Annotated in this window: 16 protein-coding genes and 1 pseudogene; 10 read left to right on the top strand and 7 right to left on the bottom strand. The window is 70.0% G+C overall.

Annotation, left to right across the window (positions count from 1 at the left end; translation table 11 throughout):
* Positions 1 to 277, bottom strand: a pseudogene (locus CCN44_RS12685) (GNAT family N-acetyltransferase); the annotation flags it as partial.
* 95 nt (positions 278 to 372) lie between these two features.
* Here CCN44_RS12685 and CCN44_RS12680 point away from each other — a divergent pair.
* Complete coding sequence (locus CCN44_RS12680) at positions 373 to 828, top strand: MerR family transcriptional regulator (protein WP_059249214.1); 456 nt, start codon at positions 373 to 375, stop codon at positions 826 to 828.
* On the opposite strand, the gene CCN44_RS12675 is transcribed toward CCN44_RS12680, so the two are convergent.
* From CCN44_RS12675 to CCN44_RS12665, 3 genes are all read right to left on the bottom strand, one after another.
* Complete coding sequence (locus CCN44_RS12675) at positions 829 to 1,677, bottom strand: DUF4429 domain-containing protein (RefSeq protein WP_059249212.1); 849 nt, start codon at positions 1,675 to 1,677, stop codon at positions 829 to 831.
* Between the two features lie 66 nt (positions 1,678 to 1,743).
* Positions 1,744 to 2,961 carry an alpha/beta hydrolase gene (locus CCN44_RS12670; protein WP_086697695.1) on the bottom strand — a complete coding sequence of 406 codons (1,218 nt, stop codon included), beginning with the start codon at positions 2,959 to 2,961 and terminating at the stop codon, positions 1,744 to 1,746.
* Positions 2,962 to 3,064: 103 nt separating this feature from the next.
* Positions 3,065 to 3,691, bottom strand: coding sequence for a TetR family transcriptional regulator (locus tag CCN44_RS12665; RefSeq protein WP_059249209.1), 627 nt, complete (start codon positions 3,689 to 3,691; stop codon positions 3,065 to 3,067).
* A 115-nt stretch (positions 3,692 to 3,806) separates the two neighbouring features.
* On the opposite strand from CCN44_RS12665, the gene CCN44_RS12660 reads away from it, so the two are divergent.
* Positions 3,807 to 5,426, top strand: coding sequence for an MFS transporter (locus CCN44_RS12660; RefSeq protein ID WP_059249206.1), 1,620 nt, complete (start codon positions 3,807 to 3,809; stop codon positions 5,424 to 5,426).
* A 288-nt stretch (positions 5,427 to 5,714) separates the two neighbouring features.
* Here the strand turns inward: CCN44_RS12660 and CCN44_RS12655 are convergent, their stop codons facing one another.
* Both CCN44_RS12655 and aceE read right to left on the bottom strand, forming a co-directional pair.
* Positions 5,715 to 6,458, bottom strand: coding sequence for a potassium channel family protein (locus tag CCN44_RS12655; protein WP_086697694.1), 744 nt, complete (start codon positions 6,456 to 6,458; stop codon positions 5,715 to 5,717).
* 146 nt (positions 6,459 to 6,604) lie between these two features.
* The gene (aceE, locus tag CCN44_RS12650) at positions 6,605 to 9,352 is read right to left on the bottom strand and encodes a pyruvate dehydrogenase (acetyl-transferring), homodimeric type (protein WP_059249204.1); all 2,748 of its coding nucleotides are present in this window, start codon (positions 9,350 to 9,352) and stop codon (positions 6,605 to 6,607) included.
* A gap of 394 nt (positions 9,353 to 9,746) precedes the next feature.
* Here aceE and CCN44_RS12645 point away from each other — a divergent pair, with 394 nt between their 5' ends.
* The 6 genes from CCN44_RS12645 (at position 9,747) to CCN44_RS12620 (ending at position 14,232) form a co-directional block, all read left to right on the top strand.
* Complete coding sequence (locus CCN44_RS12645; protein ID WP_059249203.1) at positions 9,747 to 10,184, top strand: DUF3052 domain-containing protein; 438 nt, start codon at positions 9,747 to 9,749, stop codon at positions 10,182 to 10,184.
* A 130-nt stretch (positions 10,185 to 10,314) separates the two neighbouring features.
* Positions 10,315 to 10,773: a peroxiredoxin gene (locus tag CCN44_RS12640; RefSeq protein WP_059249201.1), complete on the top strand. Its 459-nt coding sequence runs from the start codon at positions 10,315 to 10,317 to the stop codon at positions 10,771 to 10,773.
* Between the two features lie 140 nt (positions 10,774 to 10,913).
* Positions 10,914 to 11,489 (top strand): calcium homeostasis/redox stress adaptation protein, encoded by a 576-nt coding sequence (locus tag CCN44_RS12635; RefSeq protein WP_059249199.1) that lies wholly within the window; start codon positions 10,914 to 10,916, stop codon positions 11,487 to 11,489.
* Positions 11,490 to 11,614: 125 nt separating this feature from the next.
* Positions 11,615 to 12,193: a TerD family protein gene (locus tag CCN44_RS12630; protein ID WP_059249197.1), complete on the top strand. Its 579-nt coding sequence runs from the start codon at positions 11,615 to 11,617 to the stop codon at positions 12,191 to 12,193.
* Positions 12,194 to 12,263: 70 nt separating this feature from the next.
* Positions 12,264 to 13,406 carry a DUF475 domain-containing protein gene (locus tag CCN44_RS12625; RefSeq protein ID WP_059249194.1) on the top strand — a complete coding sequence of 381 codons (1,143 nt, stop codon included), beginning with the start codon at positions 12,264 to 12,266 and terminating at the stop codon, positions 13,404 to 13,406.
* Between the two features lie 88 nt (positions 13,407 to 13,494).
* A complete protein-coding gene (locus CCN44_RS12620; RefSeq protein WP_059249192.1) occupies positions 13,495 to 14,232 on the top strand; it encodes a TerD family protein in 738 nt (245 codons plus the stop codon).
* A gap of 106 nt (positions 14,233 to 14,338) precedes the next feature.
* On the opposite strand, the gene CCN44_RS12615 is transcribed toward CCN44_RS12620, so the two are convergent.
* Complete coding sequence (locus CCN44_RS12615) at positions 14,339 to 15,154, bottom strand: TerD family protein (RefSeq protein ID WP_059249190.1); 816 nt, start codon at positions 15,152 to 15,154, stop codon at positions 14,339 to 14,341.
* A gap of 175 nt (positions 15,155 to 15,329) precedes the next feature.
* On the opposite strand from CCN44_RS12615, the gene CCN44_RS12610 reads away from it, so the two are divergent.
* Both CCN44_RS12610 and CCN44_RS12605 read left to right on the top strand, forming a co-directional pair.
* Positions 15,330 to 16,496 (top strand): HpcH/HpaI aldolase/citrate lyase family protein, encoded by a 1,167-nt coding sequence (locus CCN44_RS12610; protein WP_086697692.1) that lies wholly within the window; start codon positions 15,330 to 15,332, stop codon positions 16,494 to 16,496.
* A 27-nt stretch (positions 16,497 to 16,523) separates the two neighbouring features.
* A partial coding sequence (locus CCN44_RS12605; RefSeq protein WP_208639761.1) for a phosphoribosyltransferase domain-containing protein occupies positions 16,524 to 16,969 on the top strand: 446 nt, incomplete at its 3' end.

The raw sequence follows: 16,969 nt of genomic DNA, 5'->3' as shown, positions 1-16,969 counted from the left end.
CCACCCGCCCCCGCGGATTCCCGGCCTTGCCGATCCGGTACTCCACCGTCCCCGCCACCAGCGCGGCCAGCGCCCCCGGCCGGCCGGGATGCGCGACGACGAACGCGGCGAAGTCCCCGTCCTCCTCGGCCAGCCGCTCCCGCAGCGTCGGCAGCGACTCGGCGTGCCACTCGGTCGGTCCGGCACCTCCCGCGCTCCACAGGGAATCGATCATCACCTGGCGCAGTCGCAGCACCTCGGCGGCGTCCTCGGGCCGGGCCCGGCGTACAAGACTCATGCCCCGCACGCTAGTCAGCCCGCCCGGGCCGGGTCCTGCGGATTTCTTACCGACCGGCTTGCTTGGAGTGCACTCGAAGGCCATAGCGTGGGGCCATGACGGTGATGCAGACCACGCCAGCGGCCACCGAGCGCGCCACCCGCGCCGACATCTGCTCCGCCCCGCCCCGGCGCCATCCCCGCCCCGACGGCCAGGACCACTACACGATCAGCGAGGTCGTCGCCTTCACCGGGCTGACCGCGCACACACTGCGCTGGTACGAGCGGATCGGCCTGATGCCGCACGTCGACCGCTCGCACACGGGCCAGCGCCGCTACCGCAACCGCGACCTGGACTGGCTGGACTTCGTGAACAAGCTCCGGCTGACCGGCATGCCGGTCGCGGACATGGTGCGGTACGCGGAACTGGTGCGCGAGGGCGACCACACCTTCGCGGAACGCCGGCAACTGCTGGAGTCGACCCGCAGGGACGTGCTGAACCGGATCGCGGAACTCCACGACACCCTGGGCGTCCTGGACAAGAAGATCAGCTTCTACGCGCGGGAGCGGTGACTACAGCTCCGCCAGCAGTTCGGCTTTCTTGCTGGAGAACTCCTCGTCCGTGACCAGCCCGGCCTGGTGCAGTTCCCCGAGATGCCGGATCCGCTCGGCGATGTCCGCGGGGTCACGCCGGGACACGGCCGGCGCCACCGGTACCGGCCCGCGTGACCGCACGGCGGCCAGCACCGCCGCGGCGAACGGCAGCGACTCGTGCACCGGCCCGTACCCCAGGCCGAACACGACGGCCGCCGGATCCTGGTCGGGCTGCACGGGCGCCCCCGAACCGGCCGAGCGCCGGTGCAGGCGCAGGTGCCCCTCGAAGATCTCCGGCGACCGCCACTCCACCCCGCTCAGCTCGGCCACCGGAAAGCTCTGGTCGCCGGCCTTCCACTTCGCCGAGGAGGCCCCGGTCCAGGACCAGCGGAACTGCACGGACGTCCCGTCGAACGACGCCTTCCCGTCGTACGCCTTGAACTGCAGCGGCGCCTCGGGCGCGGCCACCAGGTGCCGCTCGGCCGGTCCGGACTCGGTCAGCAGCGCCTTCAGCTCGTCGGCGTAGTACTCGGCGAGGGTCTCCCGCTCGGCCGGCAGCACCAGCCGGTAGGGGTCGGCGCCCTCCTTCAGCTGGCCGTCGGCCGCCTCCATCAGCGGGTCCGCGCCGGGGCGCGGATCCAGCCGCAGCACGACCGTGCCGCGCCGGCCCGGGGCGAGGGTCACCCCCTGGACCGCGGACAGCGGTATCCGGCGCTCGCCGAGCGCCTGGAACAGCTTCGGTGTCCGAATCCCCCGTTCGTAACGGATGAGCACGGAGTCGGACTCGAACTCCCAGACGGCATGAAAACCCGCCAGTACGTCACCCATGCGGCTCATCGTATGCGGCACGTGCTCCTCCGTCGCCACCCGCGCAGACCGCACTTCCTGCTGTCTCTACGCGCGTCCGGCCGTCGTCGTGCCGGACAGACCGGACCGGCACGCATCGTTCTCCCGCGCACACGTCACCGCGTCGTACGCGCCCACGCCGATCACGGCGAGGTTGCGCAGGCTGTCCGTGCCGGGCTGGAAGTAACCGCTGTGGCCCTGGGCGTCCCGGGCCGACAGCACCCGCGCCCCGAAGGCCGAGGACACCGGGTCGGCGCCGTGGCCGAGGCCGCCCAGCTCCAGGTACGGAACATCCTGCACCCAGTCACTGGCGTCCCGCATGGCCCACACCCGGGCCGTGGTGCCGAGCCGTGCGGCGCTGGCGGCGCGCATGCCGGGGCTCGCGGCCACGGCTATGTCGGCGACCCGGCGTGGCATGCCGTGCGCGGCGACACCGCAGACCACCGAGCCGTAGCTGTGACAGAACATCGACACCGGGGACCGGCCGGGCAGGGCGTGCAGCAGCGCGTTCAGCCGGACGGCGCCCTCCGCGGCGCGCAGGCCCGTGGCCGCGTCCACCCCGAGCCCGTCGGGGGAGGTGTAGTCGGCCCAGGCGATCACGGCCGTACGGGTCGTGGGGCTCGCCGCGCGCTCGGCCGCGTACAGCGCCTTGGCCATGCCGACCGGGGCGCTGTACTTGCGGTGCGTGCGCTGGAAGGTGAGCAGGTCGGTGTCGACGCCGGGGACGACGACCGAGATCCGCTGGGCCGCGGTGAGGTTGCCGAACACCTCGGCGATCCGGCCCGAGCCCTCGGGGTCGAAGGCCAGGATCTGCCGGCGGGGGTTCAGCAGGGACTCGTAGCGGTGCATCCGGCGGCCCGCGTCCTGCTGGCCGGCCGTGCTGAGCCGGCTGTCGTGCATGCGCTTGCGCTCGATCCTGCGGGCCTGGTCCAGCGCGATGCGGTTGGCCAGGTAGCGCAGGGTCACGGGGGCGCCGTTCATGTTGCCGACCGCGAGCGGATAGCGGTGGGCGAGGCGGTCGCGGTCCCGTGGGGTGAGCGAGGCGAAGAAGCGGGCGAGGCGGGTCGGCGCGGCCTCGGGGTCCGGCAGGCGGTGGCCGTGGAGACGGCCGTGCGCCCACTTGTCGAGCGAGGCTTGCAGCGCTGTCGACTCCCGGTGACTGCGCAGGGCGGTCCAGCCGGTGGTCGCGAGCATCACGAACACGACGGCCAGCGCCAGCAGTGCGCGCCAGACGTTCCATTGCGGGGAGGTGTCGAAGGAAGTCACTGGGAGGACACACTAGGAGAACGGGAGGGTCTCGGGGTAACCGAGTGACAGGGATCACGTTTCGGCAGGTACCGAACACGGTGTCGGCGATCTGCCAACGATCTCAGCCGGTGCGCCAGTTTCCCGTGAGCGCCGAACCCACCTGATCGAGGTACTCCGCGGTGAGCGTACGGATCGATTCCAGGCTGAACTCCTCGCTGGTGCACCACTGCCGCTCGGCGACCCGGATCACCCCGCCGAAGACCGCCACCGCCAGCCGGGGCCGCGGGTCGGTGTCCACGTCGACGCCCTCCCGTTCGGCCAGCACGCGCGCGAGGGTCTCCTCCGTCGCCGCCGACCGGCGCAGGTGGGCGGCGAGCAGCGCGGGCGTGGACTCGATCGTCCGGTACATGCGCAGGTGCAGCTCGACCGGGACGACCGACTCGACGGTCTCGCGGATCGAGTCCCAGCCCTCCAGGAACGCCTGCCGCAGGGCCCGCATCGGTGCCTCGTGCGGCGGACGTGCGCGGACGGCCGCGACGAAGGCCGCCTCCGTCATCTTCTGCACCGCGAGCGCCACGTCCTCCTTGCCCGCGAAGTAGCGGAAGAAGGTGCGCTGCGAGACGTCGACGGCCTCGGCGATCTCGTCGACGGTGGTCCGTTCGTACCCCTGGCTGGTGAACAGGTGGAGAGCGGCCCGCAGCAGCGATTCCCGTGTACGCCGCTTCTTGCGCTCCCGCAGCGTCTCCATGGCCTCTCTCCTGTGCGTGTCCGGCCGGCCCGGATGGCCGCGCGCCGATGTCGTGTCAGTAACCGACTAGTGAATTGGTTTGTCAACTGTCAGTGGCTGTCACTAGCCTGAGATTATGACTAGTCAGACCACCATCGACGCGACGGGGCCGGGGGACAAAGCACCGGCAGCCCCGTCGGGTCCGCGGCCGGGCGCCGGCCTGCGCGGCCATCCGTGGCTCACCCTCATCACCGTCGCCGTAGGGGTCATGATGGTGGCCCTCGACGGCACCATCGTGGCCATCGCCAACCCGGCCATCCGCGACGACCTGAACGCGTCCTTCGCCGACGTGCAGTGGGTCTCCAACGCCTACTTCCTCGCCCTCGCGGTCACGCTGATCACCGCGGGCAAGCTCGGTGACCGCTTCGGCCACCGGCAGACCTTCCTCATCGGTGTCACCGGCTTCGCCGCCGCCTCCGGCGCCATCGGGCTGTCCGGCAGCATCGCCGCGGTCGTCGTCTTCCGGGTCTTCCAGGGCCTGTTCGGCGCGCTGCTGATGCCGGCCGCGCTCGGCGTGCTCCGGGCGACCTTCCCGGCCGAGAAGCTGAACATGGCGATCGGCGTGTGGGGCATGGTGATCGGCGCCTCCACCGCGGGCGGCCCGATCCTCGGCGGTGTCCTCGTCGAGCACGTCAACTGGCAGTCGGTGTTCTTCATCAACGTGCCCGTCGGTGTCCTCGCGCTGCTCCTCGGCATGCTGATCCTGCTCGACCACCGGGCCGAGAACGCCCCGCGCTCCTTCGACATCCCCGGCATCGTGCTGCTGTCCGGCGCGATGTTCTGCCTGGTCTGGGCGCTCATCAAGGCCCCGACCTGGGGCTGGGGCGACGGCAAGACGTGGCTGTTCATAGCCGGGTCCGTGGTGCTCTTCGCCGTCTTCGCCCTCTGGGAGACGAGGGTCGCCGAACCGCTGATCCCGCTGGGCCTGTTCCGCTCGGTCGCGCTGTCGGCGGGTGTCGTACTGATGGTCCTGATGGCCATCGCCTTCATGGGCGGCCTGTTCTTCGTCACCTTCTACCTGCAGAACGTCCACGGGATGAGCCCCGTCAAGGCGGGCCTGCACCTGCTGCCGCTCACCGGCATGATGATCGTCGGCTCGCCGCTCGCCGGCACCGCGATCACCCGGCTCGGCCCGCGCATCCCGCTGGCCTTCGGCATGGCCGTCACCGCGGTCGCGCTGTACGGCATGTCGACGCTGGAGGGCGACACCGGCAGCGGTGTGATGTCCCTCTGGTTCGCCCTGCTCGGCCTCGGTCTCGCGCCGGTCATGGTCGGCGCCACCGAGGTCATCGTCGGCAACGCCCCCATGGAGCTGTCCGGCGTCGCGGGCGGCCTCCAGCAGGCGGCCATGCAGATCGGCAGCAGCCTCGGTACGGCGGTGCTGGGTGCCGTGATGGCGTCCAAGGTCGACAGCGATCTGCCGGGCAACTGGGCGGACGCGGGGCTGCCGAAGCTGACCCCGGACCAGCTGGACAAGGCGTCCGAGGCGGTGCAGGTCGGTGTGGCCCCGGTGGCGAAGGGCATGCCCGAGCCGGTCGCCGCGAAGATCACCGCCGTCGCCCATGACACCTTCATCTCCGGGATGAGCCTGGCCTCCCTGGTCGCGGCCGGCGTGGCGGCGGTCGCCGTCCTCGTCGCGCTGCTCACCAAGCGGGGCGCGAACGCGGAGGCGGGCGCGGGCGTGGGCCACATCTAGCCCCCGGCTCCGAGCCCCCTTCCGGGCCCTTTCCCGGCGGAGTTCCCCTATCAGGGTGACTCCGCTCAAGATCCCTCGCTCCCGGCACGCGCCGCAGGTCACAGTGGGTCACGTCCTCCGCAGGGCATGGGAGGACGGACGGGCCGCGGCGCGCGCTGCGGAGGGGGCAGCGCGTTGCCTGCGGCGCTTCGGCCGTCGCGGCTGCGGGGGAGGCCGGTGCGGGGTTCGTCGCCGGGTGCGGGTCCGTGGGGGTTTCTCGCGCAGTTCCCCGCGCCCCTCTCGGGGCGCTCAGTGCCGCTGTTTCTCTCGTTCCGCCGTCAAGCGGGCCACCTCCGCCCGCAGCAGCCGGACCTCCTCGGTCAGCACGGCGATCGCCTCCGTCTGGCGGCGTTCCTCCACGTCGTCCTTCTCGAAGCGGGAGATGAACCAGGCGGCGATGTTCGCGGTGACGACACCCAGCAGTGCGATGCCCGACAGCATCAGCCCGACCGCGATCATCCGCCCGAGCCCGGTCGTCGGCGCGTGGTCGCCGTACCCCACGGTCGTCATCGTCGTGAAGGACCACCACACCGCGTCACCCAGCGTCCGGATGTTCCCCTGCGGTGACTCCCGCTCCACGGACAGCACGGCCAGGGAGCCGAACATCAGCAGGCCGATCACGGCCCCGACGACATACGTGGTCAGCCGGATCTGCGGGGCCATCCGCGCCCGCCGGCCCACCAGCAGCAGCGTGGACACCAGCCGCAGCAGCCGCAGCGGTTGCAGCAGCGGCAGGACCACCGCGCACAGGTCGAGCCAGTGCCGCCGGACGAACTCCGTCCGGCGCGGGGCGAGGGCCAGCCGGACCACGTAGTCCACGGCGAACGCGCCCCAGACCACCCACTCCACCACCGTGCACGCGGCCGTCAGGGCGTGCCCGGCGGAGGTGTCCACGATCGGCACCGCGTAGGCGAGGGCGAAGGCCACCGCGAGCCCCAACAACGGCCGCTGGGTACACCGCTCCCACCGCGCCTGCGCCGAAACCTGCTCCATGCCCCGCATCGTAAAGAAACCGTGAGTGCAGCGCCCCGAAGGGGCGCGGGGAACTGCGCGACCAGCCCCCACGCACCCGCACCCGGCAACGGCCCCGCAGGCCCCTCCCCAGTGGCCGCCCGGCCGAAGCCGAGCGGTGGGGGACGCTACGCGTCGCCGCCCGCCGCCCCCGGATCCGCCGCCGAGACGTCCAGCAGCTGGTAACGGTCGATGGCCTGCTTCAGCGCGGACCGGTCGACCTTGCCCTCACGGGCCAGCTCGGTCAGCACCGCGACCACGATCGACTGCGCGTCGATGTGGAAGAAGCGGCGCGCCGCGCCCCGGGTGTCGGCGAAACCGAAGCCGTCGGCGCCCAGGGACTGATAGGTGCCGGGCACCCAGCGCGCGATCTGGTCCGGAACCGATCGCATCCAGTCGGACACGGCCACGAACGGCCCCTCGGCGCCGCTGAGCTTCCGCGTCACGTACGGCACCCGCTGCTCCTCCTCCGGGTGCAGCAGGTTGTGCTCCTCGCACTCCACGGCCTCGCGGCGCAGCTCGTTCCAGGAGGTCGCGGACCACACGTCCGCCTTGACGTTCCACTCCTCGGCGAGGATCTTCTGCGCCTCCAGCGCCCACGGGACCGCCACGCCCGACGCCATGATCTGCGCCGGGATCGAGCCCGCCGTGCCCTCGCTGAGCTTGTGGACGCCCTTGACGATGCCCTCGACGTCCACGTCGGCCGGCTCGGCCGGGTGCTGGATGGGCTCGTTGTAGACGGTGAGGTAGTAGAAGACGTCCTCGCCGTGCGGGTGCTCGGCCGAGCTGCCGTACATCCGGCGCAGCCCGTCCTGCACGATGTGCGCGATCTCGTAGGCGTACGCCGGGTCGTACGCCACGCACGCCGGGTTGGTGGAGGCCAGCAGCTGGGAATGGCCGTCCGCGTGCTGGAGACCCTCGCCGGTCAGGGTCGTACGACCGGCGGTCGCGCCCAGGACGAATCCGCGCGCCAGCTGGTCGGCCATCTGCCAGAACTGGTCGCCGGTGCGCTGGAAACCGAACATCGAGTAGAAGACGTACACCGGGATCAGCGGCTCGCCGTGCGTGGCGTACGCCGAGCCCGCCGCGGTCAGCGAGGCCGTGCAGCCCGCCTCGGAGATGCCGTCGTGCAGCATCTGGCCGGTCGGCGACTCCTTGTAGGCCAGGAGCAGATCGCGGTCCACCGCCTCGTACTGCTGGCCGAGCGGGTTGTAGATCTTCGCGCTCGGGAAGAAGGAGTCCATGCCGAACGTGCGGTACTCGTCCGGCGCGATCAGCACGAACCGCTTGCCGATCTCCTTGTCCCGCATGAGGTCCTTGAGCAGGCGCACAAAGGCCATGGTCGTCGCGATGGACTGCTGGCCCGTGCCCTTCTTCACGGTCGCGTACGCCTTGTCGTCCGGCAGGGCGAGCGGCTTCGAGCGGACGACGCGGGTCGGGACGTAACCGCCGAGCGACTTGCGGCGGTCGTGCATGTACTGGATCTCCTCCGAGTCGCGGCCCGGGTGGTAGTACGGCGGCAGGCCGGACTCCAGCTCCTTGTCGGAGATCGGCAGGTGCAGGCGGTCCCGGAAGCGCTTGAGGTCGTCGACCGTCAGCTTCTTCATCTGGTGGGTGGCGTTGCGGCCCTCGAAGTTCGGGCCCAGCGTCCAGCCCTTGATCGTCTTGGCCAGGATCACCGTCGGCTGGCCCTTGTGCTCCTTGGCCGCCTTGAACGCCGCGTAGATCTTGCGGTGGTCGTGGCCGCCGCGGCCCAGGTGCAGGATCTGGTCGTCGGTCATGTTCTCGACCATCGCGCGCAGCCGGTGGTCGTCGCCGAAGAAGTGCTCGCGGATGTACGCGCCGGTCTCGGTGGCGTACGTCTGGAACTGGCCGTCCGGCGTGATGTTCATCTTGTTGACGAGGATGCCGTCGCGGTCCTGGGCGAGCAGCGGGTCCCAGGTGCGGTCCCAGATCAGCTTGATCACGTTCCAGCCGGCGCCCCGGAAGACCGACTCCAGCTCCTGGATGATCTTGCCGTTGCCGCGCACCGGGCCGTCCAGCCGCTGGAGGTTGCAGTTGACCACGAAGGTCAGGTTGTCCAGGCCCTCGCGGGCGGCCAGGGTGAGCTGGCCGAGCGACTCCGGCTCGTCCATCTCGCCGTCGCCGAGGAACGCCCACACATGGGACCGGGAGGTGTCCGCGATGCCGCGCGCCTGCATGTAGCGGTTCATCCGCGCCTGGTAGATCGCGCCGAGCGGGCCGAGCCCCATGGAGACCGTCGGGAACTCCCAGAAGTCCGGCATCGAGCGCGGGTGCGGATAGCTGGACAGGCCCTGCGGGTACTTCGACTTCTCCTGGCGGAAGCCGTCGAGCTGCTGCTCGGTGAGCCGGTCGAGCAGGTACGCGCGCGCGTAGATGCCAGGGGAGGCGTGGCCCTGGAAGAAGACCTGGTCGCCGCCGTCGCCCTCGTCCTTGCCGCGGAAGAAGTGGTTGAAGCCGACGTCGTAGAGCGAGGCGGAGGAGGCGAAGGTGGCGATGTGGCCGCCGACGCCGATGCCCGGGCGCTGGGCGCGCGAGACCATCACGGCCGCGTTCCAGCGGGTCGCGTTCAGGATCCGGCGCTCGATCTCCTCGTTGCCGGGGAAGAACGGCTCGCTCTTGGTGGGGATCGTGTTGACGTAGTCCGTGCTGCGCATCTCGGGCACGGCCACGCGCCTCTCGCGGGCCCGCTCGATGAGGCGCAGCATGAGATAGCGGGCCCGTTCCCGCCCGCGCTCGTCGACGGCGGCGTCCAGGGAGTCGAGCCACTCCTGGGTCTCTTCGGGATCGAAGTCAGGAACCTGACTCGGAAGGCCGCCAATGATGATCGGATTGCGATCGGATCCGGAAGCCACGCTGTTCCTTACCTGTCAGAGGGCCAGTTTCTGCACGTGCCTACACCGTTCCCCATCGTGTACCTCGGGAAGGCGTACGTCATCTGCACCGTCATCCGCATCGGTCAAAACGCAACGATACGCCCGGGGTGTGACGTGCTTGGCAAAGTTGTTCGAGCGACGTAACACCGGATGATTCCGAACCGTACAAATCGGGCACATGGGTGTGATGCGGGTTGCGTGGAGCCGGGATACGGTGCCAGGAGTTGCGGCGACACGGCCGGGATCGTCACCGTTTCGACGGTCCCGACGGCCGGGTACTTGCGCGATCCGCCCCGCCCGTGTGGACTACGGCCAATGCTTCGCGCACGCGCGTGGCTGAGATACTTACCAAGACATGATCAGGAGGCAACCCGTGAGCGCGACCGCGGACCACGCGGAGGAGCGGACGAACCCTGCCGCCAGGCTGGGGTTCCAGCCCGGGCAGGTGGTCCAGGAGATCGGCTACGACGACGACGTCGACCAGGAACTCCGCGAGGCCATCGAGGAAGCCGTCGAAGGCGACCTGATGGATGAGGACTACGACGACGTGGCCGACGCCGTTGTGCTGTGGTTCCGTGACGACGACGGCGACCTGACGGATGCGCTGGTCGATGCCACCACGTACATCGAAGAGGGCGGCTCGATCCTGCTCCTCACGCCGAAGACCGGCCGTGCGGGGTACGTGGAGCCGAGCGACATCCAGGACGCCGCCAAGACGGCCGGCCTGACGGCCGCCAAGAGCGTCAGCGTGGGCAAGGACTGGAGCGGCTCGCGGCTGGCGACGCCGAAGGCGACCAAGCCCAAGAAGTGACCTGAGTCCGCCCCCGGACGGGCCGGTACCGACCCGGCCCGTCCGCGGCCCCCGGTGATCGCTGCGTAGGGTGGAGTCCAGCGTTTGCTGTGCTCTCACCCGATTCAGCCCACCGAAGGGATGCACGACGATGGCGATCCAGGTCGGCGACAAGGCGCCCGACTTCGAGCTGAAGGACAACCACGGCCGGACCGTGAAGCTCTCCGACTTCCACGGCGAGAAGAACGTGGTCCTGCTCTTCTACCCCTTCGCCTTCACCGGCGTGTGCACCGGCGAGCTGTGCGAGCTGCGCGACAACCTGCCCAAGTTCGCGGACCGCGACACCCAGCTGCTCGCCGTCTCCAACGACTCCATCCACACCCTGCGCGTCTTCGCCGAGCAGGAGTCCCTGGAATACCCCCTGCTGAGCGACTTCTGGCCGCACGGCAACGTCTCGCGCGCGTACGGCGTCTTCGACGAGGACAAGGGCTGCGCCGTCCGGGGCACCTTCATCATCGACAAGGAGGGCGTCGTGCGGTGGACCGTGGTCAACGGCCTGCCGGACGCCCGCGACCTGAACGACTACGTGAAGGCGCTCGACACCCTGTGAGCCCCTCGGCGGGCCGACACCTGTGATTCCTCGGCCTCAGGGTCTGCGAGGCGCGGGAACCCGTCACTAGGATCGGCACGTTGATCCCATATCCGAAGCACGACGGGGCTCCCCGCCCCGGAACACCACATGGAGGACCCGTGGGAGTCAGCCTCAGCAAGGGCGGCAACGTATCGCTGACGAAGGAGGCCCCGGGCCTGACCGCCGTCATCGTGGGCCTGGGGTGGGACGTGCGCACCACGACCGGCACGGACTTCGACCTCGACGCCAGCGCGCTGCTGCTGAACAACGCCGGCAAGGTCATCAGCGACCAGCACTTCATCTTCTTCAACAACCTCAAGAGCCCCGACGGCTCCGTCGAGCACACCGGCGACAACCTCACCGGTGAGGGCGAGGGCGACGACGAGCAGATCAAGGTCAACCTGGCCGGCGTCCCGGCCGAGATCGAGAAGATCGTGTTCCCGGTGTCGATCTACGACGCCGAGAACCGCCAGCAGTCCTTCGGCCAGGTCCGCAACGCCTTCATCCGCGTCGTGAACCAGGCCGGCGGTGCGGAGATCGCCCGTTACGACCTCTCCGAGGACGCCTCCACCGAGACCGCCATGGTCTTCGGTGAGCTGTACCGGCACGGCACGGAGTGGAAGTTCCGCGCCATCGGTCAGGGCTACGCCTCCGGCCTGCGCGGCATCGCACAGGACTTCGGCGTCAACGTCTGACGCGGAGACGTCCGGCGGTGACCACCTGACACCGCACAGCCCTCGAGTCCGGCGCCGCACCGTTTAGGGGCGGCGCCGGACGCGCAGGACAACCAGGGAAGCACCACCAGGGGAGGACCAGCATCATGGGCGTCACACTCGCCAAGGGAGGCAACGTCTCCCTCTCCAAGGCCGCACCGAACCTCACCAACGTCATGATCGGGCTCGGCTGGGACGCCCGGTCCACCACCGGCGCCCCCTTCGACCTGGACGCCAGCGCGCTGCTGTGCGGTGCCGGCAACCGGGTGCTGGGCGACGAGTGGTTCGTCTTCTACAACCAGCTCAAGAGCCCCGACGGCTCGGTGGAGCACACCGGTGACAACCTCACCGGCGAGGGCGAAGGCGACGACGAGTCGATCCTGGTGGACCTCGTGAAGGTGCCGCCCCAGTGCGAGAAGATCATCTTTCCCGTATCCATCCACATGGCGGACGAGCGCGGCCAGACCTTCGGCCAGGTCTCCAACGCCTTCATCCGCGTCGTCAACCAGGCCGACGGCCAGGAACTGGCCCGCTACGACCTGAGCGAGGACGCCTCCACCGAGACCGCGATGATCTTCGGCGAGCTGTACCGCTACCAGGGCGAGTGGAAGTTCCGTGCGGTGGGACAGGGGTACGCGTCCGGGCTCCGGGGCATCGCTCTAGACTTCGGGGTCAATGTTTCGTAAAGCCGCGCGCGGCTCGGGGGCAACCCGTACTCGGCGCGGGGGAGACCCGTACACAACGATTGGTTAGCCAGTGGTACTGAAAACCTTCGGCTGGTCGTTCGCCGTCACCGCGCTCGGCCTGGTCGCCGCGTTCCTCTACGGCAGCTGGACCGCGTTCGGACTGGTAGCGATCCTCTCCATCCTCGAGGTCTCGCTCTCCTTCGACAACGCGGTGGTCAACGCCGGCGTGCTGAAGAAGATGAGCGCCTTCTGGCAGAAGATCTTCTTGACGGTCGGCATTCTCATCGCCGTCTTCGGCATGCGGCTGGTCTTCCCGGTCGTGATCGTGTCCATCACCGCCTCGATGGGCCCCATCGAGGCGGTCGACCTCGCACTGAACAACCACGAGCGGTACGAGGAACTCGTCACGGACGCGCACCCGGCCATCGCGGCCTTCGGTGGCATCTTCCTGCTGATGATCTTCCTCGACTTCATCTTCGAGGACCGCGACATCAAGTGGCTCGGCTGGCTGGAACGCCCGCTGGCCAAGCTCGGCAAGGTCGACATGCTGTCGGCCTGCGTGGCGCTGATCGTGCTGCTGATCACCTCCATGACCTTCGCGGTCCACGCCCACCAGTACGGCGGCGTCCACGCCGACAAGTCGCAGACCGTGCTGCTCGCCGGGATCGCCGGCCTGATCACCTACATGGTCGTGGGCGGCCTGTCCGGCTTCTTCGAGGACAAGCTGGAGGAAGAGGAGGAGCGCGAGCACGAGGCCGAGGAGGAGGCCAAGCGCAGCGGCAAGCAGGTCACCGGCGCCAAGCTGGTCGGCAAGGCCGCGTTCTTCATGTTCCTCTACCTGGAGGTCCTGGACGCCTCCTTCTCCTTCGACGGTGTCATCGGCGCCTTCGCCATCAGCAACGACCCCGTCATCATCGCCCTCGGTCTGGGCATCGGCGCGATGTACGTCCGTTCGCTCACCGTCTACCTGGTCCGCCAGGGCACCCTGGACGACTACGTCTACCTGGAGCACGGCGCCCACTACGCCATCGGCGCCCTCGCCGTGATCCTGCTGATCACCATCCAGCACGAGATCAACGAGGTCATCACCGGTCTCATCGGCGTCGTGCTGATCGTCGCCTCCTTCCTCTCCTCGGTCCGGCGCAACCGGGCACTGGCCGAGGCCGAGGGCAACGGCCCCGGCGAGAAGGCCGAGGTCTCCTCGGGGGTGTGACAGCCCGGCCGGTGAGGAACGCTCTGAGCGGGGCGGCCGACACGGTCGGCCGCCCCGTCGGCGTCACAACAGGTACCTGGGGGCGGGAATGGGTTTCTTCGACGGACTGCTGGGCGGGCGCGCCGCCGACTTCGACTCGGGCAACGCCTCGACCAACGCCATCGAACTGACCAAGCGGCACCAGACGGTGTCCCTCACCAAGCAGGAGGCGGCCACCGGCCATCTGCGCATCAACCTGTCCTGGCGGATGCGCACCTCCGACTTCGACGGCGCCCAGCGCACCAGCCTGTTCCGGCACCCCTTCAAGGCGCTGAAGCCGCCGGAGGTCCTCGGCCACGGGCAGAGCATGGTCGACGTCGACCTCGACCTCGGCTGTCTGTACGAGCTGGCCGACGGCACCAAGGGCGTCGTACAGCCGCTCGGCGGTTACCTCGGCGACGTCAACGCACCGCCGTACATCAAACTCAGCGGCGACGACCGGTTCGGCTCGGGGTCCGGCGAGACCATGTACGTCAATCTCGACCACCGGGACGCCCTCAAGCGGCTGCTGGTCTTCGTCTACATCTATGACCAGACCCCCGCCTTCGACCGTACCCACGCCGTCGTCACCCTCTACCCCAGCAACGGCCCCCGCATCGAGATAGGTCTGGACGAACGCCACCCGCAGGCCCGCTCCTGCGCCGTCGTCATGATCGAGAACGTCAAGGGCGAACTGATGGTCCGCCGCGAGGTGAAGTTCGTCTACGGCTTCCAGGGCGAACTGGACCGCCTGTACGGGTGGGGGCTCCAGTGGGGCAGGGGCTACAAGGCGAAGGCGGACAGGTGAACCCCGTGAGCGGGGGCGCCCCGTAAGGGGCGCGGGGAACCGCGCGACCGGCCACGGACGACCCGCAGCCGCCGTACGGCCTTCGGGCCCCGGGCCGGCGGGCGGCCTACCGCCCGATGAACTGCGGCCCCTGCGGCGGCAGCCGGAAGTACCCGTCCACGGCCGCCGGCACCGGCGCCGCCATCGGCTGCGGATAGCCGTAGGCGGGCGGCTGGGCCGGCACCGCGGCCGTCGGCTGCTCCGAGGGCACAGGCTGCCCTGACGGCACGGGCTGCCCGGACGGCACGGCCTGCCCCGAGGGCGACGGCTCCGCGGCCGGCGGCTGCTCCGGAGGCAGCGGCTGCGACGACGTGGGCTCGGACGCGGCCTCCTCCACCTCGGACTCGTCCACCGAGATACCGAAGTCCGTGGCGAGCCCCTTCAGCCCGTTCGAGTAGCCCTCGCCGAGCGCCCGGAACTTCCAGCCCTCCCCGCGCCGGTACAGCTCACCGCAGATCAGCGCCGTCTCCGCGCCGGTCTCCGGCTTGATGTCGAACCGGGCCAGCGGCTCCCCGTCGGCGACCGCCGCGTCGTGCAGCAGGATGCACAGCGCCGGCACCCGGTCGAAGGCGACGCCGTCCGCGGAGGCGACCAGCAGGATCCGCCCGACGCTCGCCTCCACGCCGGAGAGGTCTGTCTGGATCGTGTCCGTGAGCCCGTCGGCGAGCCGCTTCTTGCCGAGCCGCCACACCTTCCCGGAGGGGTGCCGGGGCTGGTTGTAGAAGACGAAGTCCTCGTCGGAGCGCACACGGCCGTCGGGGCCCAGCAGCAGCGCCGACACGTCCACGTCCGGGACGCCCTGCCCGGGCGTCCAGCGCAGCACGGCGCGCACCGTGGTGGCCTCCAGCGGGACGTTCGACCCCTTCAGCATCGCGTGCGTCATGCGGTCATCCTGCCCTCTCGGTCCTGGTCACGACAATGCGGGGGGTGGTGCCGCCGACATGGGTGGGTTACGCGAAATTCATGCCCGCGGGGAACCCCGGACATGGATCCCTACGTACTATTACCGGCCACCCTTTACGAACCCACAGGCCTGACTCGTACCCGTAGGGAGTCCTATGCGTCATTTCGGGCACATCGCCCCCGAGGTGCGGCAGCGCCTCTTCCATCAGGAGCCGTGCGCCTTCACCGCCGACTCCCCGGCCCGGCTGCTCGCCGCGGCCCTGGGCGCCACGCTGTACAGCCCGGCAACCCGGCCGCGGCTCGCCGACGACATCGTCAAACAGGCCGGCAACGGCGTGGTCTCGATGGTGCTGTGCCTGGAGGACTCGATCGACGACGCGGACGTCGGCGCGGGCGAGGAGAACCTGGTCCGGCAGTTCGCCGACCTCGCCGCCCGGCCCGGCGTCGAGCCGCCCCTGCTGTTCATCCGGGTCCGCACCCCCGAGCAGATCCCGGACCTGGTCCGCCGCCTCGGCCCGGCCGTGCGTCTGCTGTCCGGATTCGTGCTGCCCAAGTTCACCGAGGAACGCGGCATCCCCTTCCTGGAGGCCCTCGGCGCGGCCGAGAGGGCCGGCGGCCGGCGGCTCTTCGCCATGCCCGTCCTGGAGTCCCCCGAGCTGCTCTACCGCGAGTCCCGGGTGGAGACGCTGGAAGGCATCTTCCGCGCGGTCGACAAGTACCGTGACCGGGTGCTGGCCCTCCGCCTCGGCGTGACCGACTTCTGTTCCTCCTACGGCCTGCGCCGCGCCCCCGACATGACGGCCTACGACGTCCAGATCGTCGCCTCCGTGATCGCGGACGTCGTGAACATGCTCGGCCGCGCCGACGGCACCGGGTTCACCGTCACCGGCCCGGTCTGGGAGTACTTCCGGGTGTCCGAACGCATGTTCAAGCCGCAGCTCCGGCAGAGCCCCTTCCTGGAGGTGCAGGCCGTCGAGCTGCGCGAGAAGCTGATCGAACACGCCATGGACGGGCTGCTCCGGGAGATCTCCCTCGACCAGGCCAACGGCCTGCTGGGCAAGACCTGCATCCACCCCTCCCACGTCCTGCCCGTCCACGCACTCTCCGTGGTCAGCCACGAGGAGTTCAGCGACGCCCAGGACATCCTGCGGCCGGAACGCGGCGGCGGGGGTGTACTCCGGTCGGCCTACACGAACAAGATGAACGAAGTGAAACCGCACCGCGCCTGGGCCGAGCGGACGCTGCTGCGCGCCGAGGTGTTCGGCGTCGCCAACGAGGACGTCGGCTTCGTGGAACTGCTCGCCGCCGGCATACCCGGCTGAACCTTTCTCCACCTCTCCAAGGAACGCATGAAGAACGCAGTGAACGACGGGGTCTGGTCCGGCAGCTGGGTCGCCGAGCGGCTCGGGGTCCAGCTGGTGGGCGACGACGAGCTGCCGGCGCTGCTCGGGCTCGCGCTGCGGCGCAACCCCAAGCGGGCCCACCTGCTGGTCTCGAACGTCCTCGGCAAGCATGTGCCGCAGTCGCCCGCCGTGGTGTACGAGCACGGGTTCCGGCTGGGCCGACGGGTCGCCGAGCTGCTCGGCGAGGAGGCGGGCACCGCCGTCGTCCTCGGCTACGCGGAGACCGCGACCGGGCTGGGGCATTCCGTCGCCGACGGGCTCGGCCCGGCGCCGTATCTGCACTCCACGCGGCGGCCGGTGCCCGGGGTCGCCCTGGCGGGCGGCTTCGAGGAGTCGCACTCCCATGCCACGTCGCACCTGCTGCTTCCCGAGGACCCCGGGCACCGGCCGCC

This window comes from Streptomyces tricolor, from assembly GCF_002155905.1.
In the GTDB taxonomy this organism is placed as follows: Bacteria; Actinomycetota; Actinomycetes; order Streptomycetales; family Streptomycetaceae; genus Streptomyces; species Streptomyces tricolor.
The sequence above is the reverse complement of the archived record's forward strand: the minus strand, read 5'-3'. Positions and strand labels throughout refer to the sequence as shown.

What these genes read in the sequence shown, in the direction of transcription:
- CCN44_RS12680 (WP_059249214.1), top strand. Translation starts at nt 373, where the DNA reads ATGACGGTGATGCAGACCACGCCAGCGGCCACCGAGCGCGCCACCCGC.
- CCN44_RS12675 (WP_059249212.1), bottom strand. Translation starts at nt 1,677, where the DNA reads ATGGGTGACGTACTGGCGGGTTTTCATGCCGTCTGGGAGTTCGAGTCC.
- CCN44_RS12665 (WP_059249209.1), bottom strand. Translation starts at nt 3,691, where the DNA reads ATGGAGACGCTGCGGGAGCGCAAGAAGCGGCGTACACGGGAATCGCTG.
- CCN44_RS12660 (WP_059249206.1), top strand. Translation starts at nt 3,807, where the DNA reads ATGACTAGTCAGACCACCATCGACGCGACGGGGCCGGGGGACAAAGCA.
- CCN44_RS12655 (WP_086697694.1), bottom strand. Translation starts at nt 6,458, where the DNA reads ATGGAGCAGGTTTCGGCGCAGGCGCGGTGGGAGCGGTGTACCCAGCGG.
- CCN44_RS12640 (WP_059249201.1), top strand. Translation starts at nt 10,315, where the DNA reads ATGGCGATCCAGGTCGGCGACAAGGCGCCCGACTTCGAGCTGAAGGAC.
- CCN44_RS12630 (WP_059249197.1), top strand. Translation starts at nt 11,615, where the DNA reads ATGGGCGTCACACTCGCCAAGGGAGGCAACGTCTCCCTCTCCAAGGCC.
- CCN44_RS12620 (WP_059249192.1), top strand. Translation starts at nt 13,495, where the DNA reads ATGGGTTTCTTCGACGGACTGCTGGGCGGGCGCGCCGCCGACTTCGAC.
- CCN44_RS12615 (WP_059249190.1), bottom strand. Translation starts at nt 15,154, where the DNA reads ATGACGCACGCGATGCTGAAGGGGTCGAACGTCCCGCTGGAGGCCACC.
- CCN44_RS12610 (WP_086697692.1), top strand. Translation starts at nt 15,330, where the DNA reads ATGCGTCATTTCGGGCACATCGCCCCCGAGGTGCGGCAGCGCCTCTTC.